Genomic DNA, 22202 nt, shown 5'->3' with positions numbered 1-22202 from the left:
AAGGGACTTGAGTGTTTAGCTGAGATACAAAAAAGCCACTCAGTGAGTGGCTTTTCGAATGTTATTGAGTAATAAACTGGCTGGGAATATCCCATTTGAGGGTATGCAGTTGGCCTTGCCAAGTTTGGATGGTGATCCACAGTTTATCATCTGCTGATATGGTTTTAGGAGCTATCGCATGGGCGTGCTGACCATGATTGGTGCCATGCATTATGCCTTCTTCATCTTTAGCAAACTCCGTTAGTGGTAAAGGCGCTTGGCCAATATTTAAATACGCCTGACGAACATTGCTTAAGTCACCTTGATTAAAGGCGATAAAGAAATCTTTAACATACTCATTGTGGTGTGAATACGGGGCGTCTTCATTAAGCGGCATTGGAGCGATTTTAAATTCGCCCGCTTGTTGTTCTTGCCAAAGTGCAGGAAACTGAGGATTCAATGACTGATAAATATACCATACAGGTAAAGCCAATATCACAGCATGTAAAACATACTTTTTACGTTGCCACCAAGTTGCTTGTAAACGAGCCATTAGTTTGCCTCCTGAACGTTATTTACTGGCGCAGCTTGGCGCGCTTTTACAGGTTTGTTATTTACTAATTTTGCGGCGTACATCATAAAGCCAGTGATCGACATACCACTTAAAATTAAACCAAAGATAAACCAAATAACCTTTGTCCACAGACCGCCAATATTACCGTAATGCAGCGGATCGGCGATATGTGAAAGGGTGAGTAATCCCGACATGGTTTCTGGGCTTTTGCTTGCTGCGATTTCGCCAGTCCAAGGATTGATTGACGTTGAGTAGGCGTAGTTATCGTAGAAAATAGTATCGCCACTGCCCATTATGTTAAACATGCCACGGTTATGCTCTGGCAGCATCACATAGCTAGGTTTGAAATCTGGGTATTTTTCTTTGGTAATAGCCAATGCCGCTTTTAAATCGGTAGGCGGTGTTTGTTTATCCGCAGGTAAAGTTGACACAGCCACCAGCGGCGCATGCTCTTCTATGTCTATTTCGTTATGCCACATGATGGCTTGCACCAAATACCACAGGCCTGTGAGTGCCATTACTGCCATAAACCAAATTGACCAAACGCCACTTAGGGTATGTAAATCTTTTAGAAATGTTTTTTTGCCTTGGTTAAAACGCAGTTTTGGCTGACTAAAGGCACGCCAAAAGTTTTTATAAATCACTAAGCCTGTTACTAGTGCGCCTAAAATGACAAAAGCCATGGCGCTGACGAGGTAGTAACCTACGCTGTAACCTTCTTGCCAAGGGAAGAATAGCCAGCCGTGTAGGGTACGCATAAATTCAATGAATGAGATAGTGTCATTAACCGCTTGTACTTCGCCGGTGTATTGATTGACGTAAGCTACCGCGTATGGTTTATCGGTATCAGTGAAAATAACCGCATTAACCAAGTAAGGCTCATAAGTAAGCACACTCATTACATCGGCAGTCGGATAGGCTTTTTCAACGCTATTAATAACTTCATCAACCCCCAATGCCGGTAAGTCGTTAGGATTGTTTGCACGTGCCTCACTATTGGTGAGCCAAGTGAGCTCATGGCTTATCACAGACACAGTGCCTGTGACACAAATAAAGCAAAATAGCACCCATACAGGAAGCGAAAACCAACCATGCAGTTGGAACCAAAGACGTTTACTCATGGTAAAAATAGCTCGACGTTAATTGATGATAGTAATTGTTATCATTCAAATTGTACTACAGTCTTTTAAATAAACACAATGTCTGTCGACGAGCTGCAAAAAAGGCGCTATTAAGCGCCTTCTTCATTATTTTGATTGAGGGTAACAACTCGTTGCGGGAATGGTATTTCGATATCCGCACCTTGAATTGCTTTAAATACATTGCGGTTCACCGCTAATTTAGTCTCAATAATTTTGGTGGTTGGCACCCAATAACGATAACTCAAGGTAACACCGCTGTCGGCAAAGCGCTCAATACCGACTTGTGCATGAGGAGCATCACTAACTAGTTCATGCTCGTCTAACACTTTTTCAATAAGCTCAATAGCGAGATCAGCATTGGCATCATAGGCGATGTCTATTTCACCTTTAACTAATGAATAGCTAAACGAGTTATGTAAAATCTCACCAACAATATGTTTGTTAGGAATGGTGATTTCGACTTTTTCTTCGTTTATTAGAATTGTGTGACCAAGCTCAATGGTTTTAACTTGCCCACTGACACCTTTTACTTCGATAGTATCACCCACAACAAAAGGCCTTGTTGCAATGATAGCAAGGCCTGCACCATAGTTTGACAGCATGCCTTGTAGCGCCAAACCTGCACCTAATGATGCGGCACCAATCGCTGCGACAAAAGGGGTTACGCTAATGCCAATTTTGCCAAGGGCAATAACCAAGAACATGATGATCAGTAATACTTTGATGACATTACTGACAAAGTTAGTCAGCGTGATATCGATATTGTGACGTTGCATTAGACCTGCAACCATATTCGACACTTTTTGCGCTATCCATAAACCAATGAAGAGAATTAATATGGCACCTAAAATTTGCATGCTGTAGGTGACCAAATATTCCATGATCAGATTGTAGTATTTCTCGACTTGTTGTATTTCAGACTCAATCATATGTTTTCCTAACAAGGTTACTGCTAATGCTGACTATACCAGAACATATTGCATAACAGGATAGAGTAGCGGCACTATTATAGCGCTCAGTAGTGCACTTAATGCCATTGCCACTGAGGCAAATGCCCCCGCTTTAGGTTGCTCTACAATTAATGATGCAGTGCCTATTGCATGACAAGCTGTGCCGATTGCGACACCTTTTGCTTGCGCATTGCGGATATTTATCAGCGAGAAAATCAAATTACCAAATATGGCTCCCAGCACACCAATGAATATCACCATAGCTGCTGCCAAAGAGGGAATACCACCAAGAGCATCTGTAACAAGTAACGTTATTGGCGTAGTGACCGATAGACTAGCGAGTGAGGCGCTTAGCTGTGCAGGCGCATCGAATAAATAACAAATAAATGAAGCAACCACTGTTGCATTGATCACACCTAAGCTACAACTAATAAGAATCAATAACAGGTTTTTTTTGACATGTATAAATTGCTGATAAAGCGGTAATGCTAAAGCTACGATAGCAGGCTCTAAAAACCAACTTAAAACTTTACTGTGCTTGGCAAAAGGCTCATATGGGAGTTTTAGTGCCACTAACAGTGCAGAAACTAACACGATTGCCCAGCACACTGGGTTAGTTAAAGCTTTGCTGATCGCATGTTGCGTTTTAGCGTTTAAAAAACGTAAAACCAAGAAAAGGCAAACAGTTAAAGGAATGCTCAACCACCATAAACTAACTGTCATTTTCGCGCCCCTTAAAGTAGGCGAATAGTGAGCCAATGAGAATAATGCTCGTCAGGGGAACAATAATAAACACGGTAAGAAGGAGTAACCAGTGTTCGTTAATAACTCCTAAATGCTCAATAATACCGACGCCTGCAGGAATAAAAAACAGCGGCATAAAGTTCAGTAATGGGGTAGCTGAGGGTTTTAAATCTTGCTCTTTAACTAAGCCTGTTAAAAGAAGAATGAGTAATAAAACCATGCCAAGTAATGGTGCAGGGAATGTGCTTGCAAACAAAGTCGTTAAATATTTAGCAATGGCTAAACAAGCAAGGATGATGGCACTACTGATAAGGTATTTCATGATTGTGAATAATTGCGAATAAAGTACAACTACATCATACCCTTGTCAGTTGTACTATGCGACTTTAGCTTACCATGATTTGGCATTATTATACTGGATATCCTCTGCACCTTTTGCCTTCGCAATCGCCTTTTTGGTATTAGGATTCATCAGTAAGCGAATTTGACTCCAGGTTTCTTTAGCGAGGATTTTACGCTGCTGTGAGCGATAGCTTTGCTGGGTAATTCGCTTAATTGCAGCAAGCGTATCTGGCGAGCGGGCCATTAAGGTTTCAAGGACAGCATCGGTTTGTTTATCGACATTATCAGTCAGCTGCGTAACCAAGCCATATTCTTTAGCGTCTTCAGCTGATATAGGCTCTGCATGACTTGCTAACCAAAGTGCTTGGTCGCGCTTCATTAAGCCTGCAAGTACTACGTTTGCCCCCATATCAGGACACAGGCCCCAACGCGCTTCCATAATCGCTAATTTAGCGTTTTTATCGACGATGCGGTAATCAGCACCGAGTGCGATTTGCATACCGCCACCAAAGCAATGTCCGGTCACTTTTGCAATCACCGGAATACTTAAGTCTTGCCACCCTAACACCACTTTTTGCGCTAAGTTTTGGTTTCCTGGTAACCACTTGAATAACAGCTTGATGATATTACTCGGCTTTTTCATCACCGCAGCAACATCAAGACCAGAGCAAAAATGGTCGCCTTCGCCAGAGATAACTACAGCGCGTAAACTGCGATCGCGTTTAATTTTTTTGATTACGTTTGCAAGTTCGACAAACATGGCAAAACTGAGTGCATTTTGTTTCTCGGGACGAGCAAGGCTTACCCATGCGACCTGTTGTTTTATTTCTAGTTTTATCATGGTAACTCCTCTGACCTGTTTGTTAGAGCTTACGAGCTAATTACAACTAAGTAAAGAATTGCTGATGTGTCGCAAGGAATCATTATATTTTCCAAAAATGGGTAACCTTGTCATATATTTAGTTACAAATTGGTGTATATTTTTAAAACAAAGATGCTAGTTCATAGCTAGTTTGATTTTGTGATTAGTTAGATACTTTCGCAAAATCCCATGACACGACTAGACTTAGCTTTAAGTCGCGCTACAAGGAGTATATATATGCTGATGCGCAAAACAGCTCGCATAACTAAACAATCATCTCGTTCTTTGGCTTTTGCTGCAATTTCTGTAGCATTAACAACCACATTGGTTGGCTGTTCAGATGATAAAGCAAAACAACAAGCTACGCCGCCTCCGGCTGTTTCTGTGTTTAATGTCTCTACAAAAGAAATCGGCAACTATCGTGAATTTGTAGCACGAACCGAAGCGTTTCAAGAAGTAAAAATTAGAGCTCGTGTAGAGGGTGAGTTAATAGAACGTCACTTCGATGAAGGCTCTACTGTTGAGAAAGACCAGTTGCTGCTGCGTATTGACCCGTCTGAATACCGCTCGACAGTGGCAAAAGTAAAAGCCGATCTAAAAAGTAAAATTGCAGCAGCGAGTTCAGCTGAACGCGATTTAAAGCGCGGCCGAGAAGTCGCCTCTGAAGGGTTTATCTCTCAGTCTGATCTAGATAAATTAACCACTAATTTCGAACAAGCAACAGCAGCTGTAAAGGCAACTGAAGCTGAACTTGAAAAAGCAGAATTAAATTTAAGCTACACCGAAATACATGCTCCATTTACAGGGCGCATTGGTAAAGTAAATTACGATGTAGGGAATATTGTTGGCCCATCATCAAATGAGCTTGCTGAATTGACAGATGTTGACCCTATCTATGTTAGTTTTCAGGTGGAAGAGGGGGACTACATTAGTTATCGTCAAGAGCATCAAACTAGTGAGAGCAACCCGCAAGATGTACCCATCGATTTAACTCTTAAACTTCCTAACAATTCAACATTCCCAAATAAAGGTGTGCTTGATTTTGCAGATACAAAAATTAATCAAAACACCGGCACTGTAGAGCTAAGAGCTGCGTTCGATAATCCTGAGGGGATCGTGATGCCAGGCTTATTTGTTACCTTAATTGTTGAAAGCACGAATAAAAAAGAATTAGCGCTGATCCCACAAGTCGCTGTGCAGGAAAATCAACAAGGGAAATTTGTACTTGTTGTTGATGATCAAAACAAAGTTGCTATGCGCATTGTTCAATTAGGTCGACGCATTAATGCTATGTGGGTTGTTGAGTCAGGCTTAGAGGCTGGTGAAAAAGTCATTATTGAAGGTTTACAAAAAGTGCGTCAAGGCGCTGAGGTTAAACCGGTAGAAAAGCAAGTCGATCCGACAACGGGCACCATCACTAGCAAAGCTAACTCTTAGGAGTGAGATATGATCAGTAAAACATTTATATCTCGTCCTAAGTTTGCCTTGGTAATATCGATTGTTATTACCATCGCGGGGTTGATTTCAATGTCATTATTGCCAGTGAATATGTACCCGCAAATAACACCACCACAAGTGCAGATATCTGCCAGCTACCCAGGCGCAAGTGCGCAGATCGTTGAAGAGTCTGTTGTGCGACCCATTGAAGAGCAAGTCAATGGGGTTGAAGATATGATGTACATAGAATCCACCTCATCGAACAATGGCACCGCGAATATTACGGTGTACTTTAAGGTCGGTACAGATACTGATATTGCTCAAGTTAATGTTCAAAACCGAGTTGCACTGGCGGAGTCAGGTTTACCTGAGGAAGTGAAGCGCCAAGGTGTATCGGTTAAGAAAAAGTCTAGTTCAATGTTGCTCGGTATTAACCTTTACTCTGATAAGGAAAATATTGACGCAATCTTCTTGAGCAATTACGCAACTAACTACTTAACTGAACCGTTAGGGCGTATTAACGGGGTTGCTTCTGCTGAGGTAATGGGGGAGCAAACCTATTCAATGCGCTTGTGGTTACGCCCAGATCGTATGGCTTCGCTTGGTTTAACTGTGGCTGAAGTGCGGGCTGCATTGCAAGAACAAAATACTATTGTAGCCGCAGGTAAACTCGGTGCTGCGCCATCGGCTCCTAGTCAGCAATTTGAATACTCGATTCAAGCAAGAGGGCGCTTAAAAACCCCAGAAGAGTTTGGTCAAACCATAATTCGCTCAAATAAAGACGGTAACTTTGTGCGCTTGAACGATATTGCGCGCATTGAACTGGGGGCGGCAAGTTATAGCACCACCGCAAAATTAAACCAGCAAGACACCGCGTTTATTGTAATTTACCAATTGACTGAAGCGAATGCGACGCAAGTAGCTAACGATGTTAAAGCACGAATGGAAGAGCTTGCAAAACAATTGCCCGATGGTGTGAAGTATTCTATTCCTTATGACACCACAGAATTTATTAACCGTTCAATCGAAGAAGTGGTGGTTACTCTGGTTCAAGCCGTTGGCTTGGTTATTTTAGTGGTTTTTTTATTCTTACAAAACTGGCGCGCAACGCTTATTCCAACGGTCGCTATTCCAGTATCTTTAGTGGGCACTTTTGCTTTTATGATGATGATGGGTTATTCCATTAACCTGATCACTTTATTTGGCTTGGTACTCGCAATAGGTATTGTTGTTGATGATGCCATCATTGTTATAGAAAACGTTGAACGGATACTAAAAGAAGAAAAGCTACCAATAAAAGAAGCGGTCACAAAGGCGATGGAGCAAGTATCAGGGCCGATAGTGGCAACGACCTTAGTGCTGCTTGCGGTGTTTGTGCCTGTTGGTTTTATGCCAGGGATAACGGGGGAGCTTTATAAGCAATTTTCTGTCACGATTTCGTTTGCAGTGCTTATTTCCTCCGTTAATGCATTAACCTTGAGTCCTGCATTATGTGCATTACTGCTTAATGAAAAAGCCATGAAGCCAATTAAATGGTTAGCACCATTTGAAAACATCATTACGCGCTCAACCAATGGTTACAGTAAAGTTATTAACTTTATCCTAAAACGTACAGCAAGAATGGCACTGTTTGCCGTGGTTATTTTTGCAGCTGCTGGGTGGTTGGTGAAAACCGTTCCTACGGGCTTTGTACCAGCAGAGGATCAAGGCTTCTTGTTTGTAGATGTGCAACTTCCAGATGCTGCAGCAAGTGGCCGTACCCAAGATGTGATGCACAAGTTGGGCGATATTGTGAAAAATGAACCAGCTGCAACCGATTTTATTGCGGTGTCTGGTTTTTCATTACTTGGTGGTGCAGGCTCAAACAACGCTTTGGGTATCGTGGTACTGAAAGATTGGGAAGAGAGAACGAGTCCTGAGCTTGGCTTACGTTCGGTTTTAACCCGCTTGATGGGACAGTTCTGGGCAATGCCAGATGCGCAAATCATGGCATTTAACCCTCCTTCAATACCCGGGCTTGGCACTAGTGCAGGCTTTGAGTTTAGATTACAAGACAGTGAAGGGCGTGAGCCAGCAGAGCTTGCTCAAGTGTTAAATGGCCTTGTTTATGAAGCAAACCAGCGACCAGAACTTTCTAATGTATACAGTACCTTTAGGGCTAATGTGCCACAGTACTTATTAGAGGTAGACCGTAATAAGGCGAAAGCACAAGGGGTCGCATTGAGTGATATTTTCTTGACGCTACAAGCGCAATTAGGCTCATTATATATTAATGACTTTAATCAATTTAGCCGTACTTACCGAGTGATCATGCAGGCAGAAAGCCAATTTAGACAGAACCCAACAGACTTGCAGTATTACTATGTACGAAATGATGAAGGTGCCATGGTGCCGCTCACAACACTCGCTAAACTTGAGCCAATTCTTGGCCCTACAAGTTTAACGCACTTTAACTTATATCGTAGTGCAAGCATTAGCGGACAACCAGCGGCGGGTTATGCAAGTGGTGATGCTATTAAAGTAATGCAAGAGTTGGCTGAACAATTGCCAACGGGCTATGTATACGAATGGGCAGGCCAATCGAAACAAGAAATTGAAGCCGGTAACATGGCTCCGATTTTGTTCGGCTTAGCAGTGGTATTTGTTTACTTATTCTTAGTAGCGCAATACGAAAGTTGGACAATTCCTTTCTCGGTTATTGCTGCGGTACCGTTGGCGCTATTTGGTGCCATGCTTGCGCTGTACGTAATTGGTATGGAAAACAACATTTATGCACAGGTGGGGTTAGTGCTGCTAATTGGTCTTTCAACCAAAACTGCCATCTTGATTGTTGAATTTGCTATGGAAGAGCGGGCTGCAGGAAAAACTATATTTGAAGCGGCATTAAATGCAGCCAAGTTACGTTTTAGAGCAGTACTGATGACGGCATTATCGTTTGTGCTTGGTGTACTACCGCTGGTATTTGCCAGTGGGGCAGGGGCAGGAAGCCGAATTTCACTTGGTATCACAGTGTTGTTTGGTATGCTTGCCGCCACAATTTTTGGTACTTTATTAGTGCCGCTATTTTATACTTTAGTGCAATCTATGCGCGAAAAAATCAAGGGTGAGTCAGCTCACGATTAATAATTGATAAAAAATAACAAAAAAGTCAGGGTAACCTGGCTTTTTTTTGGCAAAAAAGAAAATAGGTTTGTTATCATATTCCGATTAACGCAATCCGAATGCGCAGAGGGTTTGAACAATGGCAGGTCCACGTTTATATAGTGAAGAAGAAGTAACACATCAGGCATATGATATCTTTTTAGAGTTAGCACCTGATAATTTGAACGAGCAGGATATTGCTGACTTTAATGAACACAGAGAAGAGTTGGGTTTCATTGAAGAAGGTGAGCCTGATGAGCAGTGGCAAGAATTTGTTGCACTAGAAATTGAACCTGAGCTGTTTGTACAAGTCTTAGTTGGACTTGAATTTGAAAACCAAGATATTTTATTCGCCAAGATTTTAATTAGCCGAGATAAAGATGCTCCGTTTTGCCACATACTTTGGAAAGATAGCGAATAACGCGCCAGCTGATGTTTGACTCTACTTTTAATTGTTTTAATACCCTAAAACGAATTATCTTCGCCGCCATGCTCGTTAGTAGTTGGCAGGCTTTTGCTGTTGATCCGTTTGAAGACTTTCATGAATACGGGCAATTATCAGAAGAAGAGATCCATAAAATTCATAAAGGCGAGTTGCTTTATGGTGATATTGAGTTTGGCTTTATGGTAAGTCGTGGTAATACAGATTCAACCAGCTTCAAACTTAAAGGTAACCTTTATCAAGACTTTGAAAAGTGGCGTAATCAATTTAAGCTCGACACCCTGTATAAGCGCGATCGTAACGATGAAACAGGAACTGAAGAAGTGTCTGCGGATCGTATCTTTGTATCTGGGCAAGGCAACTACAAGCTGAATGTCAAAAACGAATCATTCTTTATTTATAGTGATTACGAACGAGATAAATTTAGTGGTCTAGAGTTTAAAAGTACCGTTGCGACAGGATACGGAAATCGTATTTATCAAGGTAGTAAAAATAAGGTGGATATTGACGTAGGACCCGGTTTGTATCGCTCAGTGGCAGATCAAGAGACAGCCACAGAAGAAGATGAAACAAAAACAGGTTACTTACTTCGAATGGCATTGCAGTGGGAGCGTACGGTCTCTGCTCGCACTCGCTTTAATCAAGACGTCAGTTATGAACAATCGTTGTCGGGATTAAACTCGCGTTTAAAATCAGAAACCTCATTGATCAGCAAAATTATGGGTGATGTATCACTCAAATTTACTTATATGTATCGCTATAACTCAAAACCGGAAGAAGAAAAGCTCAAGTACGATTCTGAGCTGAGTGCGACCTTTGTTTATAGCTTTTAAGAGAATATCTCAGTATGTATCAACATAAGCAGTACGCTATTTTTATTTTTGTTATTTTAGGCTGGATTGGCGGCTTTATTGCCTTAGCATGGAATTTAATTGGTGCAGATATTCCACTCATGGTGTTTAGTGCTATCTTAGTGCTGGTGGCCTTTTTGTTTCATGGTTTAACCATTAAGGTGAGTGATAAAAACGTAAGCTGGGCATTCGGTCCGGGTGTATTTGGTAAAACAGTTACCTTTGATGAGATTGAATCTGTTCGGGCAGTAAGCAACTCATTTCGACATGGCATAGGCCTGCGTATTACACATGATGGGTGGGTTTACAGTGTCTCTGGATTCAGTGCCGTAGAGCTTGCTATGAAAGACGGTACAAAGTATCGCTTAGGGACCAATGACCAAGCAGGTTTACTTGCTGCGCTTAGAGAGCATGTTGCTGAACCAGAGCCAGCACTGGATGCACAGAAAGCAGCTGAATAAGCACACAGCAGATATAAAAAAAGCGCCCTCGGCGCTTTTTTTAGTAATGGCCTAGTGGCTGTGACCACAACCGCCTTCACCGTGCACATGACCATGTGCCAACTCTTCTTCTGTTGCATCGCGTACTTCAAGTACTTCAACATCAAAATGTAGAGTGATGCCTGAAAGAGGGTGGTTACCATCTACAATCACATCTTCATCTTGGATTTCGATGATCATTACAGATTGATCACCGGCATCAGTTGTCGCACGAAACTGCATACCAACTTCGATTTCCATTCCTTCGAACATCGACTTAGGCACAGCTTGCATCAAGTCATCATGACGTTCACCATAGCCTTGCTCTGGTTCTACAGTTACGCTAAATGTGTCACCGGCTTCTTTACCTAGTAGCGCATCCTCTAGGCCTGGAATTAGGTAGCCAGTGCCCACGATAAACACCAGTGGTTCACCATCGAAAGAGTTGTCGATAGTGTTTTTGTTATTATCCAATACTGAATAATGCATTTTTACCACTTTGTTTGCTGCTACGATCATAGTCTTTCCTATTTATTCATCTTCGAGAGAGTAAGGCAGAGCTTGAATTGATAGCTCAACCTGAGGGAGGTGTTTAGCACGCAACACTTGGCCTGCCATATTGTCGTTTGGCAGCACAACAAGGCCCATTAATGTTTGCGTATCTTGATTATAACTTTGGCTAATTAGCTTGCCTGCACGACGCCAATTCTCGCCCATCTTGGTTTCGAGCTCAAGCTCATCAAGTTGACCTTCGGCTGTGCCTGCAACGATATACATAGCGCGTTTATTTTTGCCCAGATATTTCATGCGAGCGACTGTTTCTTGGCCGGTATAACAACCTTTTCTAAAGCTGATACCGCCTAGTGCTTGTAGGTTCACCATTTGTGGTACGTACTCGCCAATGGCATCGCTATTTAAAGATGGCTCACCAGCTGCAATTGCAGCTTGTTGCCAACGTGCATCATCATCAAGGGCCGTGACTTCGTCTGGTAAACAAAAGTCGTTATTGACCATCAGTAGAACACGGTTATCAGCAAGTTTTAATGCTTTACCGCCAGCAAAGTCAACGGCACTGTGTTCCTCATCAAACTCAATGTTGAGTGATTTAAGTGTATTATTAAGGTCATCACCAATTAGGCCAATAAGCGGTTTTTCACTTTGCTGAATGTCTACTTGGGAAAATACCGCATATTTTTTTAACTCTACCAGTGACTGCTCAACTTCAGGTTTTGTGCCCACAAGGTAGTAGCTATCTTGATGCTCAAAAAGTCTAAACACACCCCAAAGTTTGCCTTTGGCATTACAGTGTCCAGCCCATAAAAAGTTATCTTTGTTGAGCTTATTGATATCTTGTGTAATTTGTCCGTGAAGGTAAGACAGCTTATCTTTGCCAGTTAGGCTGATAAGCGAATAAGATAAAGGACATGCGTAAACAGTCGACATAAAAACCTTCTTTACGATATGAATGAGAGGTAATGATAACTTAGTTAGGGTGGCAATTTAAATAGCTGTTTATTCGATGGCAATTTGTTAAACTGCAGACAAATAAGTACGAGGTTTAAAATGACTGAAATTCACAGTAAAGAACGTATTCGTTGGGCATGCCGTCGCGGTATGTTGGAACTTGATGTTTTATTCATGCCATTCGTTGAAGAAGCGTTTGACTCACTTAGCAAAGAGCAGCAAGCTGTATTTCAACGCTTACTTGAGAGCGATGATCCTGATTTGTTCGCATGGTTCATGGGGCATGAAGAGTGTAAAGATCCAGAACTAAACACTATGGTCTCGTTAATTTTAGACCGAGTTCGTGTATAGGTTTGTCGTTAAAAATAATAAACTAGACCACAAACCATTTGTGGTCTTTTTTTGTTTTCTTGCTATAGCGTTCTTTCTTACCGCCCACTCCTTGATAACACAAATATTTGCTATTTCATCTAGCCTAATTGCAGGAATTATTAGTTTTAAAAAAGCAAAACAAGCACATCCTGAAAACGGCACAGTTATTTTAGAATACTCACAGTTAAGATTTGTGAGTGACAACATTCAATTGCAAGGCGAGATAAGTCCGAAAAGTTATATCTTTGCAAACTACGTAGTGCTCAGGCTTGAGGGGTTTTATCAGTCACACTGGCTGATTATTTCAGCAGCCAGTGTAGAAGACGTGTATTTTTCGCGTTTGAAACGTGCTGTTATTGCAGTGCAGCAACCGACTTAGGGGTCAGTATTGTTGGTGTTGGATTGTCGTTTTGCTCTGGGTAATCAATAGTGTAGTGTAAACCACGGCTTTCTTTACGCTCAAGGGCACTGCGAATTATCAGCTCAGCTACTTGCACGAGATTTCTAAGCTCTAATAAGTTATTAGACACTCTGAAGTTAGCGTAGTAGTCGTGAATTTCTTGTTGTAGTAACTCCACACGGTGAAGGGCACGCTCTAAGCGTTTAGTTGAGCGTACAATCCCCACGTAATCCCACATAAATAATCTTAGTTCATGCCAGTTATGAGTGATGACGATTTCTTCATCTGAATTAGTGACGCGGCTTTCATCCCATAGTGGGAGGGCTTCAAGGGCTGGGCTTTCATCGATTTTACTTAAGATGTCTTTCGCTGCGGCATGGGCAAACACAATACACTCAAGTAACGAGTTACTCGCCATGCGATTAGCACCATGTAAGCCTGTGTAAGCAACTTCGCCAACAGCATAAAGGTTGTCTAAATCTGTGCGGCCATTAAAGTCAGTCATCACCCCACCACAGGTATAGTGTGCAGCCGGAACCACTGGAATGGCTTCTTTAGTAATATCTAAGCCTACACTTAAACATTTTGCATAGATGGTAGGGAAGTGCTCAATGATAAAGTCTTTGTCTTTGTGGCTAATATCAAGATAGACACAGTTCGCACCAAGGCGCTTCATTTCAAAATCGATAGCACGAGCCACGATATCGCGAGGAGCAAGCTCTTCACGCTCATCAAAATCTTTCATAAAACGGGTGCCATCGGGGCGTTTTAAATATGCACCTTCACCACGCATTGCTTCGGTAATCAAAAAGTTTTGTAGCTCTGGGTGATATAAACTAGTTGGGTGGAATTGGTTAAATTCCATATTGGCAACCCGACACCCCGCACGCCATGCCATGGCAATACCATCGCCACTTGATACATCAGGATTAGAAGTATATAGATAAACTTTGCTGGCTCCACCAGTGGCAAGTGCAACGAATTTGGCTGAAATTGTTTCGACTTTTTTCTCTTCACAGTTCCATACATATAAACCATGAATATGTTTGCCCTTTTTACCTAGGCTCTTATCACTGATTAAATCAATCGCATTATAGTTTTCTAGCAAGGTAATGTTTTGATGGGCTTGTACTTGGCTAATTAAAGTTGTTTGCACTGCGCGACCAGTGGCATCTGCAGCGTGTAAAATACGGCGATGACTGTGGCCACCCTCACGAGTTAAATGAAAGCGCTCTTTACCTTTTGAGTCAAACTCCATATCAAAAGGCACACCTTGTTCGATTAGCCATTTTAAACACGTCTTAGCATTGCTTGCAGTGTAATGCACCGCATCTCGGTCACATAAACCACCACCCGCATCGAGTGTATCTTCAACATGAGATTCAATGCTGTCATTCTTTTTATCAAATACCGCGGCAATGCCACCTTGTGCATATAAGGTTGACCCTTCAGTCAATGCACCTTTACTTAGTACAGTGACCTTGCAATGGTTAGCAAGAGATAAAGCAAGAGAAAGGCCAGCGGCGCCGCTGCCAATGATAGCGACATCAGTAATGTGATGTTTATTTTGGTTCATGTCTGTGGTCTTTGCGGTTACAATGCTCGGCTAGTAGTGCCAAAAGTTTGAGCAAATATTTTTTTATGTGGTATACGTATATGTACCATATTTGCAGTAACACTATTAGTCATTTTAATATGTTATACCAATCTTATTAGGTTTTAGGTCACATAAACAGTCTACTTTAGGCTGTTTGTTTAAATTTATTTAATTCACAGTGAACTTATGTACCCGTTGATTTAACAGCAGTATTTGAACTTATTGTGTAATAAGATCGGTATGACTCAATTTATTTGCATGCTATTTTATAAAAAAATCATTTTAAACTGAACTTTTATATTCATGCTGCAGTCAGAGTTTGTGTAAACAATGGCGAGTATATGAATAGCAAGCAAGAATCAAACAGAGGAGTACCGGCTCGAATGAGCGAGCAGGATTTGGATTTAGCGTTAGTTAAAAGGGTCCAGCAAGGAGATAAAAACGCCTTCAACCTATTAGTTAGAAAATATCAGAACAAAATTGCGGGTTTGATTTCACGTTATGTGTCGAACCAAGGTGATGTCGCTGATGTCGCGCAAGAGGCGTTTATTAAAGCGTATCGAGCTCTACCTAACTTTAGAGGTGATAGCGCCTTTTATACTTGGTTATACCGTATCGCCGTAAATTGTGCTAAAAATTACTTGGTTGCGCAGGGCCGAAAGCCCCCCGCAAACGATGTTGATGCTGAAGAAGCCGAATTTTATGACAGTGCAGATGCTATGCGTTCTAACGCATCACCTGAAAACCTGTTATTAAGTGACGAAGTACGTGCTGTAATTTTTAATACGATTGATAGTTTGCCTGAAGATCTGAAGACCGCGATAACCCTTCGTGAAATTGAAGGGATGAGCTATGAAGAAATAGCCGTGGTTATGGATTGCCCTGTGGGAACGGTACGCTCGCGTATATTTCGTGCCCGTGAGGCGATTGATAATAAATTGAATCCATTAATAGGTGAGTCTTAGTATGACAAAAGCAGACGTTAACAAGTTGGATAATGAGCAGTTGTCCGCGTTACTTGACGGCGAGCAGCAGTTAACTGATCAAGCGATCACTAACGACGATGTAGCAACATTTGGTCGTTACGCGATGATCGGTGACGTAATGCGTGCTGAGGCAAATAATAACGCTTTTAATTTCGACATTGCAGACGCAGTGGCAGAATCACTTGAGCAAGAACCTGTTTACGCTGATTTCGCGAATAAAACAACAGCACCAAAAAGCGAAGAAATCGTGGCGGCAACAGGCACAGATAACGTTGTAGCATTTAATTGGCGTCGTCCATTTGCCCAAGTGGCAATTGCTGCAAGTGTTGCTATGTTTGCGATTGTGGGCGTACAAACATTGCCGCAGAACACCGAATCACCAGAAAGTGACATTCCACTTTTACAAACAACACCTTTAACGGGGGTTGCGTCACCTGTTAGCTATTCATCAGAACAGCCTGCACTTGAAAACGCAGAGCAAGGTTTACGTGAATTACAACAGCAGCGTATAGGGGCATTAGTTCTTGAGCATCAGCGTCAAGCACGTGTTGCCTATTCTCTGGAAAGTTCACAAACTGCAGAAAACGCAGAAGAGGAAAAAAACTAATTAAATGAAAGTGTTTACTTTTATTTTGTCACTGGCATTAATGGCTCCGGCTTTTGCCAGTGATGAAAACCCCGCCAAAGCATTATTACTTAATATGGCTGATGCCGTTCATACCCGCAACTTTGATGCATCTTTTGTCGTCGTTAAAGGCCAAACCATGGAACCTTATCGTTGGTTGCATGCTAAACAAGGTGATATTGAGCTTGAACATTTGAGCTTGCTTAATGGTGCAGGGCTTGAGATGGCAAGAGTTAACGGACAAGTTACTTATTTTGAGCCTCACTCACAGCCTTATACTATCAAAACCGACACTATTGCCGGGCCTATTCCTGAAGTACTTTTTAAAGATATTGAACGCGTAAGTGCACATTATGATTTTGTGCTAGGTGGTAAAGGACGTATTGCAGGTCGCTCAGCGCAGTTAGTGCGTATTGAATCAAAAGATGAGCATAAATTTAACTACTGGATTTGGATTGATACCGAATCATCGCTTCTACTTAAGTCTGCTTATGTTGATCATAAAGGCGAAATGTTGGAGCAATTACAGTTAACTCACATAAGTGTGACCGAGCAGCCAGCGCCAATGCTACTTGAAATGCAAAACCGTAGTTTTCCTGCTGCTATGCCAACCACTGAGATTGAAAATGCATCTGAAGGTGCTGGCAATAATTGGAATATTGGCTGGTTGCCAGATGGATTCAAATTGTTAAAGTCAGATCGCCACAAATTAGACTTAAATAATGAACTAACAGACTATTACTTATACTCTGATGGTTTTGTGGAAGTATCTGTGTTTATTCAAAGACCTTTACCAGGCAAACGAGCCAGTGGTGCACTATCATCGGGTGCAACGACGGTTTATGTTCACAATGGCGGTGGCTTTGATGTATCGGTTGTTGGTAATATTCCTGCTATGACAGCCAAAGCTATAGCTGAGTCGGTAGCGCGACCTCTTTAAATTATGATTGAACAAACACTCACTGTCGTGTCGGTTAAAGGCACGACAGCGAACTTAGAAGCAGAGCAAAAACAGGCCTGTGCCGGCTGTAATGGTCGATGTGGCTCGCAAGTATTCGCTAAACTGTTTGGAACAGCCAAAAAAACTTTCCCCTATACCTTTGATTCCGAGTTAAAAGTCGGTCAAAAAGTGACCTTAGCACTTGATGATAGTCATCTAGTTAAACATGCGATGGCTGTGTATATGTTGCCACTTTTACTTAGTTTGGGATTTGCTTTAATCGCTTTTGCCGCTTTTTCATTACCTGAGGGCTGGCAAATTTTAGCAGCCGTGATTGGTGGCTTAACGGGCTATGCAATAGCAAAATCAAGGGTTAAGAGCCTCAAGCACGATATAAAAGTAATAAAAATTCACCCAATTACTATTCCTTTCACTCAAATAGATGGTGATTAAAGCCAATTAAATGTAAAATTGTCGCTTTATACACTTAGTCCATTTATATAGAAGTTTAGAATCCAGTTTATGAAGCATATCCGTAATTTTTCGATCATCGCCCATATTGACCATGGTAAATCGACTCTCTCAGACCGTCTTATCCAAGTTTGTGGTGGTTTAACAGACCGTGAAATGCAGCAGCAGGTGTTAGACTCAATGGACATTGAGCGTGAGCGTGGTATTACCATCAAAGCGCAAAGTGTAACACTAAATTATAAAGCTAAAGACGGCGAAACATACCAGTTAAACTTCATCGATACCCCAGGACACGTTGACTTTACATACGAAGTATCGCGTTCACTTGCAGCCTGTGAAGGTGCATTATTGGTTGTAGATGCGGGCCAAGGTGTTGAAGCACAAACATTGGCAAACTGCTACACAGCAATCGAAATGGACTTAGAAGTTATCCCAGTTCTAAATAAAATCGACTTACCGCAAGCCGACCCTCTTCGTGTAGCTGAAGAAATTGAAGATATTATCGGTATCGATGCTCTAGATGCAGTGCAATGTAGTGCTAAAACAGGTATTGGTATTGAAGAAGTATTAGAAGTTATTGTTAAAGATATTCCGCCACCGGTAGGTGACAAAGATAAGCCACTACAAGCGCTTATCATTGACTCATGGTTTGACCCATATCAAGGCGTTGTATCATTAGTACGTATCAAACACGGTGAATTACGCTCTGGCGATAAAATTAAGATCATGTCGAATGAGCAAGTTCATATCGCAGATAAAGTGGGTATTTTCACTCCAAAACAAACCAACACGGGTATCTTAAAAACCGGTGAAGTAGGTTTTGTTATTGCGGGTATTAAAGAAATCCACGGTGCACCAGTTGGTGATACTATTACGCTTCAACGTAATTCTGCCCCTGAGCGTTTACCTGGCTTCCAACGCATTAAACCGCAGGTTTATGCTGGTATGTTCCCAATCTCATCAGATGATTATGAATCATTCCGTGATGCGCTTGATAAACTAAGCTTGAACGATGCGTCGCTATTCTTCGAACCAGAAAACTCAACAGCACTTGGTTTTGGTTTCCGTTGTGGTTTCTTAGGTATGCTACACATGGAAATCATTCAAGAACGTCTTGAGCGAGAGTACGACATTGATCTTATTACTACTGCGCCAACAGTAATCTACGAAGTAGAAACAAAAGACGGAACTAAACAAATAGATAACCCGTCTGACCTACCACCGGTAAACAATATTATTGAAATCCGTGAGCCAATTGTTGAAGCTAACATCTTAGTTCCGCAAGAGTTTTTGGGTAACGTAATTACACTTTGTGTTGAAAAGCGTGGTATGCAAACTAAAATGAGCTACCATGGTAAGCAAGTTGCGGTGACGTACGAATTACCGATGGCTGAAGTAGTAATGGACTTCTTTGATAAGTTAAAATCAACAAGTCGTGGTTTTGCATCACTTGATTATAACTTTAAGCATTTCCAAGCTTCAGACATGGTGCGTGTTGATGTACTAATTAATGGTGAGCGTGTTGATGCACTTGCTATTATTGTGCACCGTGATATTGCGCAGTCACGTGGTCGCCAGTTAGCGGAAGCGCTAAAAGATCTGATCCCACGTCAGCAGTTTGATATTGCGATTCAAGCAGCGATTGGTCAGCATGTGATTGCACGTACAACAGTTAAGCAATTACGCAAAAACGTAATCGCAAAATGTTACGGTGGTGACGTGAGCCGTAAGAAAAAGCTACTACAGAAGCAAAAAGAAGGTAAAAAGCGAATGAAGCAATTAGGTAACGTTGAAGTTCCTCAAGATGCATTCTTAGCTATCCTTAAAGTTGGTAAATAATAAGAAGTAGATATAGGAATTAATGCATGGCGGGTTATTTTTCAATTTTCTTAGTGTTGTTAACACTTGGCTCAGGTTTAATTTGGTTAATTGACCACTTTATGTTTGCGCCTAAGCGTCAACAGCGAATTGCCCTTGCTCAAAATGCCGCAGGTGGTGATTTAGATGAAGAAACCGCTGCATTAATTGCGCCTGAGCCAAGTATTACTGAAACGGCTAAATCAATTTTTCCGATGATTGCGGCAATCACCATCTTCCGCTCATTTATTTTTGAACCGTTTCAAATTCCATCTGGTTCGATGATGCCAACTTTACTTGTGGGTGACTTTATTCTTGTTCAAAAGTACTCATATGGCATTAAAGACCCAGTTTGGCGCAGTCAGCTAGTTGATGTAAACGAGCCTGAGCGTGGTGATATTGTTGTATTTAAATACCCACTTGATGAGCGTGTTGATTACATTAAACGAGCAATAGGTCTACCTGGCGATAAGATTGTTTATCGCAACAAGCACCTTTATATTCAGCCAAAATGTGAAGAAGGTGCTACGCAACAGGGTGAGTTGCTGTGTAATGAATACAATAAAATTGATATGGAAATCCTCAATAGCGATGAGTTCAAACAAGGTTCAATGAATTTGGTGCGTTTAGAAGAAGGTCTAAGCACAGTCAATCATAATATCTTGATTAACCCGCAAGCGCCTGAAATGAAAGGCCGTTATTATCAGCAGCCGGGTACTCGCTCAGATGAGTGGGTGGTTCCTGCCGATCATTATTTTATGATGGGTGATAACCGTGATAATAGCCAAGACAGTCGCTTTTGGGGCTTTGTACCAAAAGAAAACTTGGTTGGTAAAGCCGTCTTTATATGGATGAGTTTTGAATTTGAAAATGGCCCAGATGACTTTTTACCAAGCTGGGTTCCAACTGGTGTTCGTTTTGAACGCCTAGGTAATATTCAGTAACGATGAAAAAAAACGTAACAGAGTTATACAATAAAATAGGTTATACATTTACTGATCAAGCGTTGCTTGAGCAGGCAATGACGCATCGCAGTCATAAAGGTCAACATAATGAACGCTTAGAGTTTTTGGGCGATTCAATTTTGAGTTTTGTGATTGCTAATGCGCTTTATAATAAATTTCCAAAAGCACGTGAAGGTGATTTAAGCCGTATGCGCTCTACCTTAGTGCGTGGACAAACCTTGGCTGAATTTGGCCTAGAATTTGGCTTGGGCGATTACTTACGCTTAGGCCCAGGTGAATTGAAAAGTGGCGGTTTTCGCCGCGAATCAACCCTTGCTGATGCTGTTGAAGCGATTATTGGCGCGGTGTTCTTAGACTCAAACATTGAACAATGTGGAGAGCTTATTTTAAGCTGGTATGAGTCTCGCCTTGATGCAATTTCGCCAGGTTTGAACCAAAAAGACCCGAAAACATTACTTCAAGAATACTTACAAGCGCGCAAACTATCGTTACCAGGCTACACTGTTATTGATACAAAGGGCCAAGCGCACAATCAAACATTCACGGTTGAATGTATTGTTGAAGGGATGGATAGCATTATCTCAGTGGGTAGCTCGCGTCGTAAAGCAGAGCAAAAAGCCGCTGAAAAAGCCTTAAAGATACTTAAAAATGAATCTTGATGATTTAATCTCTAAATCACCTGCAGAGCTAGATACACACTGCGGGATGATTGCCATTGTAGGCCGTCCAAATGTGGGCAAATCGACCTTACTTAACTACATTGTTGAGCAAAAGGTGTCGATTACTTCGCGTAAACCGCAAACTACACGTCACCGTATTATGGGTATTCATACCGAAGGTAAATACCAAGCTGTGTACGTTGACACTCCGGGTTTACACGTAGAAGAAAAGCGTGCCATTAACCGTTTAATGAACAGAGCAGCATCAAGTTCAATTGGTGATGTAGAACTGATCATTTTTGTGGTTGAAGGAACACACTGGAACGAAGACGATGAGATGGTACTTAACAAAGTACGCCAAAGTGGTCGTCCGGTGTTATTGGTAATGAATAAAATCGACCAAGTAAAAGATCGCGATCTTGTGCTGCCACACATGCAGTTCTTGGGCGAAAAGTTTGATTTTGTTGGTATTATTCCTGTTTCTGCTAAGCAGGGTAAAAATATTGAACTAATCAAAGCTGAAGTAACTAAGCGTCTTCCTCTTTGCGAATTTTATTTTCCTGAGGACTACGTGACAGATCGCTCTATGCGATTCATGTCGGCAGAAGTTATCCGTGAAAAGCTGATGCGTTTTATGGGTGATGAGTTACCTTATTCTGTCACGGTAGAAATAGAACAGTTTAAATGGCTCGATAATGGTGTTTGGCAAATCAATGGCCTTATCTTGGTTGAGCGCGAAACACAAAAACGTATGGTGATCGGTAACAAGGGCGAAAAGCTAAAAGTTATCGGTCGTGAAGCGCGTAAAGACCTTGAAGAAATGCTTGATAACAAAGTATTTTTAGAACTTTGGGTAAAAGTCAAATCTGGTTGGGCTGACGATGAACGTGCGCTACGTAGCCTTGGCTATGGTGAAGACTAAG

The 22202-nt window shown here is 41.7% G+C and carries 24 protein-coding genes; 15 read left to right on the top strand and 9 right to left on the bottom strand.

Annotation, left to right across the window (positions count from 1 at the left end):
* Positions 1–61: 61 nt before the first annotated feature.
* The 6 genes from L1264_RS00990 to L1264_RS00965 all read right to left on the bottom strand — a co-directional run bounded on the left by L1264_RS00990 (position 62) and on the right by L1264_RS00965 (position 4572).
* On the bottom strand, positions 62–532 hold the full coding sequence (locus L1264_RS00990) for a hypothetical protein (protein ID WP_062566741.1): 471 nt from the start codon (positions 530–532) through the stop codon (positions 62–64).
* A complete protein-coding gene (locus tag L1264_RS00985; RefSeq protein ID WP_199527268.1) occupies positions 532–1683 on the bottom strand; it encodes a PepSY-associated TM helix domain-containing protein in 1152 nt (383 codons plus the stop codon). The genes L1264_RS00990 and L1264_RS00985 overlap by 1 nt, the downstream gene beginning before the upstream one ends.
* A 101-nt stretch (positions 1684–1784) precedes the next feature.
* Positions 1785–2624, bottom strand: coding sequence for a mechanosensitive ion channel family protein (locus L1264_RS00980; protein ID WP_199527246.1), 840 nt, complete (start codon positions 2622–2624; stop codon positions 1785–1787).
* Between the two features lie 33 nt (positions 2625–2657).
* The gene (locus L1264_RS00975; protein WP_135923775.1) at positions 2658–3368 is read right to left on the bottom strand and encodes an LrgB family protein; all 711 of its coding nucleotides are present in this window, start codon (positions 3366–3368) and stop codon (positions 2658–2660) included.
* Positions 3358–3711 carry a CidA/LrgA family protein gene (locus L1264_RS00970; protein ID WP_199527245.1) on the bottom strand — a complete coding sequence of 118 codons (354 nt, stop codon included), beginning with the start codon at positions 3709–3711 and terminating at the stop codon, positions 3358–3360. Before L1264_RS00970 ends, L1264_RS00975 begins: the two co-directional genes overlap by 11 nt.
* A gap of 69 nt (positions 3712–3780) precedes the next feature.
* Positions 3781–4572: a crotonase/enoyl-CoA hydratase family protein gene (locus tag L1264_RS00965; protein ID WP_199527244.1), complete on the bottom strand. Its 792-nt coding sequence runs from the start codon at positions 4570–4572 to the stop codon at positions 3781–3783.
* Between the two features lie 258 nt (positions 4573–4830).
* Here L1264_RS00965 and L1264_RS00960 point away from each other — a divergent pair, with 258 nt between their 5' ends.
* The 5 genes from L1264_RS00960 to L1264_RS00940 all read left to right on the top strand — a co-directional run bounded on the left by L1264_RS00960 (position 4831) and on the right by L1264_RS00940 (position 10925).
* Positions 4831–6030, top strand: coding sequence for an efflux RND transporter periplasmic adaptor subunit (locus L1264_RS00960; protein WP_235403570.1), 1200 nt, complete (start codon positions 4831–4833; stop codon positions 6028–6030).
* A gap of 9 nt (positions 6031–6039) precedes the next feature.
* Positions 6040–9153 (top strand): efflux RND transporter permease subunit, encoded by a 3114-nt coding sequence (locus tag L1264_RS00955; RefSeq protein ID WP_199527243.1) that lies wholly within the window; start codon positions 6040–6042, stop codon positions 9151–9153.
* A gap of 118 nt (positions 9154–9271) precedes the next feature.
* The gene (locus tag L1264_RS00950; protein WP_135923779.1) at positions 9272–9592 is read left to right on the top strand and encodes an HI1450 family dsDNA-mimic protein; all 321 of its coding nucleotides are present in this window, start codon (positions 9272–9274) and stop codon (positions 9590–9592) included.
* 68 nt (positions 9593–9660) lie between these two features.
* Positions 9661–10446, top strand: coding sequence for a DUF481 domain-containing protein (locus tag L1264_RS00945; RefSeq protein ID WP_135926247.1), 786 nt, complete (start codon positions 9661–9663; stop codon positions 10444–10446).
* A gap of 14 nt (positions 10447–10460) precedes the next feature.
* Positions 10461–10925 (top strand): hypothetical protein, encoded by a 465-nt coding sequence (locus L1264_RS00940; protein ID WP_199527242.1) that lies wholly within the window; start codon positions 10461–10463, stop codon positions 10923–10925.
* A 51-nt stretch (positions 10926–10976) separates the two neighbouring features.
* On the opposite strand, the gene L1264_RS00935 is transcribed toward L1264_RS00940, so the two are convergent.
* Both L1264_RS00935 and ygfZ read right to left on the bottom strand, forming a co-directional pair.
* Positions 10977–11462 (bottom strand): FKBP-type peptidyl-prolyl cis-trans isomerase, encoded by a 486-nt coding sequence (locus L1264_RS00935; protein WP_135923781.1) that lies wholly within the window; start codon positions 11460–11462, stop codon positions 10977–10979.
* 12 nt (positions 11463–11474) lie between these two features.
* Positions 11475–12386, bottom strand: coding sequence for a tRNA-modifying protein YgfZ (ygfZ, locus tag L1264_RS00930; RefSeq protein ID WP_199527241.1), 912 nt, complete (start codon positions 12384–12386; stop codon positions 11475–11477).
* A gap of 120 nt (positions 12387–12506) precedes the next feature.
* On the opposite strand from ygfZ, the gene L1264_RS00925 reads away from it, so the two are divergent.
* A complete protein-coding gene (locus L1264_RS00925) occupies positions 12507–12758 on the top strand; it encodes an FAD assembly factor SdhE (protein WP_135923783.1) in 252 nt (83 codons plus the stop codon).
* A gap of 91 nt (positions 12759–12849) precedes the next feature.
* Positions 12850–13158: a hypothetical protein gene (locus tag L1264_RS00920; RefSeq protein WP_135923784.1), complete on the top strand. Its 309-nt coding sequence runs from the start codon at positions 12850–12852 to the stop codon at positions 13156–13158.
* On the opposite strand, the gene nadB is transcribed toward L1264_RS00920, so the two are convergent.
* Positions 13133–14755 carry an L-aspartate oxidase gene (gene nadB / locus L1264_RS00915; protein ID WP_199527240.1) on the bottom strand — a complete coding sequence of 541 codons (1623 nt, stop codon included), beginning with the start codon at positions 14753–14755 and terminating at the stop codon, positions 13133–13135. The genes L1264_RS00920 and nadB overlap by 26 nt on opposite strands.
* Before the next feature lie 404 nt (positions 14756–15159).
* Between nadB and rpoE the strand changes: the two genes are divergently transcribed.
* From rpoE to era, 8 genes are all read left to right on the top strand, one after another.
* Positions 15160–15741, top strand: coding sequence for an RNA polymerase sigma factor RpoE (gene rpoE / locus L1264_RS00910; protein ID WP_036969086.1), 582 nt, complete (start codon positions 15160–15162; stop codon positions 15739–15741).
* Between the two features lies 1 nt (position 15742).
* On the top strand, positions 15743–16369 hold the full coding sequence (locus tag L1264_RS00905) for a sigma-E factor negative regulatory protein (RefSeq protein ID WP_135923786.1): 627 nt from the start codon (positions 15743–15745) through the stop codon (positions 16367–16369).
* A 4-nt stretch (positions 16370–16373) separates the two neighbouring features.
* On the top strand, positions 16374–17327 hold the full coding sequence (locus L1264_RS00900; RefSeq protein WP_135923787.1) for a MucB/RseB C-terminal domain-containing protein: 954 nt from the start codon (positions 16374–16376) through the stop codon (positions 17325–17327).
* 3 nt (positions 17328–17330) lie between these two features.
* Complete coding sequence (locus tag L1264_RS00895) at positions 17331–17780, top strand: SoxR reducing system RseC family protein (RefSeq protein WP_135923788.1); 450 nt, start codon at positions 17331–17333, stop codon at positions 17778–17780.
* 69 nt (positions 17781–17849) lie between these two features.
* Positions 17850–19637, top strand: a complete 1788-nt coding sequence (gene lepA, locus L1264_RS00890; RefSeq protein ID WP_135923789.1) for a translation elongation factor 4 — start codon at positions 17850–17852, stop codon at positions 19635–19637.
* A 26-nt stretch (positions 19638–19663) separates the two neighbouring features.
* Positions 19664–20599, top strand: a complete 936-nt coding sequence (gene lepB / locus L1264_RS00885; RefSeq protein ID WP_135923790.1) for a signal peptidase I — start codon at positions 19664–19666, stop codon at positions 20597–20599.
* A gap of 2 nt (positions 20600–20601) precedes the next feature.
* Entirely contained in the window at positions 20602–21279 is a 678-nt protein-coding gene (rnc, locus tag L1264_RS00880; protein ID WP_135923791.1) for a ribonuclease III, read from the top strand.
* On the top strand, positions 21269–22201 hold the full coding sequence (gene era / locus L1264_RS00875) for a GTPase Era (RefSeq protein WP_135923792.1): 933 nt from the start codon (positions 21269–21271) through the stop codon (positions 22199–22201). The genes rnc and era overlap by 11 nt, the downstream gene beginning before the upstream one ends.
* The last annotated feature ends 1 nt before the right edge of the window (position 22202 follow it).

The sequence above is a fragment of the Pseudoalteromonas sp. APAL1 genome (assembly GCF_021532475.1).
Classification (GTDB): Bacteria; Pseudomonadota; Gammaproteobacteria; order Enterobacterales; family Alteromonadaceae; genus Pseudoalteromonas; species Pseudoalteromonas lipolytica_C.
The sequence above is the reverse complement of the archived record's forward strand: the minus strand, read 5'-3'. Positions and strand labels throughout refer to the sequence as shown.

Excerpts from the sequence above, each read along its gene's own strand:
- L1264_RS00990 (WP_062566741.1), bottom strand. The coding sequence starts at position 532 with ATGGCTCGTTTACAAGCAACTTGGTGGCAACGTAAAAAGTATGTTTTA.
- L1264_RS00980 (WP_199527246.1), bottom strand. The coding sequence starts at position 2,624 with ATGATTGAGTCTGAAATACAACAAGTCGAGAAATACTACAATCTGATC.
- L1264_RS00975 (WP_135923775.1), bottom strand. The coding sequence starts at position 3,368 with ATGACAGTTAGTTTATGGTGGTTGAGCATTCCTTTAACTGTTTGCCTT.
- L1264_RS00970 (WP_199527245.1), bottom strand. The coding sequence starts at position 3,711 with ATGAAATACCTTATCAGTAGTGCCATCATCCTTGCTTGTTTAGCCATT.
- L1264_RS00965 (WP_199527244.1), bottom strand. The coding sequence starts at position 4,572 with ATGATAAAACTAGAAATAAAACAACAGGTCGCATGGGTAAGCCTTGCT.
- L1264_RS00960 (WP_235403570.1), top strand. The coding sequence starts at position 4,831 with ATGCTGATGCGCAAAACAGCTCGCATAACTAAACAATCATCTCGTTCT.
- L1264_RS00955 (WP_199527243.1), top strand. The coding sequence starts at position 6,040 with ATGATCAGTAAAACATTTATATCTCGTCCTAAGTTTGCCTTGGTAATA.
- L1264_RS00950 (WP_135923779.1), top strand. The coding sequence starts at position 9,272 with ATGGCAGGTCCACGTTTATATAGTGAAGAAGAAGTAACACATCAGGCA.
- L1264_RS00945 (WP_135926247.1), top strand. The coding sequence starts at position 9,661 with ATGCTCGTTAGTAGTTGGCAGGCTTTTGCTGTTGATCCGTTTGAAGAC.
- L1264_RS00940 (WP_199527242.1), top strand. The coding sequence starts at position 10,461 with ATGTATCAACATAAGCAGTACGCTATTTTTATTTTTGTTATTTTAGGC.
- L1264_RS00935 (WP_135923781.1), bottom strand. The coding sequence starts at position 11,462 with ATGATCGTAGCAGCAAACAAAGTGGTAAAAATGCATTATTCAGTATTG.
- ygfZ (WP_199527241.1), bottom strand. The coding sequence starts at position 12,386 with ATGTCGACTGTTTACGCATGTCCTTTATCTTATTCGCTTATCAGCCTA.
- L1264_RS00925 (WP_135923783.1), top strand. The coding sequence starts at position 12,507 with ATGACTGAAATTCACAGTAAAGAACGTATTCGTTGGGCATGCCGTCGC.
- nadB (WP_199527240.1), bottom strand. The coding sequence starts at position 14,755 with ATGAACCAAAATAAACATCACATTACTGATGTCGCTATCATTGGCAGC.
- rpoE (WP_036969086.1), top strand. The coding sequence starts at position 15,160 with ATGAGCGAGCAGGATTTGGATTTAGCGTTAGTTAAAAGGGTCCAGCAA.
- L1264_RS00905 (WP_135923786.1), top strand. The coding sequence starts at position 15,743 with ATGACAAAAGCAGACGTTAACAAGTTGGATAATGAGCAGTTGTCCGCG.
- L1264_RS00900 (WP_135923787.1), top strand. The coding sequence starts at position 16,374 with ATGAAAGTGTTTACTTTTATTTTGTCACTGGCATTAATGGCTCCGGCT.
- L1264_RS00895 (WP_135923788.1), top strand. The coding sequence starts at position 17,331 with ATGATTGAACAAACACTCACTGTCGTGTCGGTTAAAGGCACGACAGCG.
- lepA (WP_135923789.1), top strand. The coding sequence starts at position 17,850 with ATGAAGCATATCCGTAATTTTTCGATCATCGCCCATATTGACCATGGT.
- lepB (WP_135923790.1), top strand. The coding sequence starts at position 19,664 with ATGGCGGGTTATTTTTCAATTTTCTTAGTGTTGTTAACACTTGGCTCA.
- rnc (WP_135923791.1), top strand. The coding sequence starts at position 20,602 with ATGAAAAAAAACGTAACAGAGTTATACAATAAAATAGGTTATACATTT.
- era (WP_135923792.1), top strand. The coding sequence starts at position 21,269 with ATGAATCTTGATGATTTAATCTCTAAATCACCTGCAGAGCTAGATACA.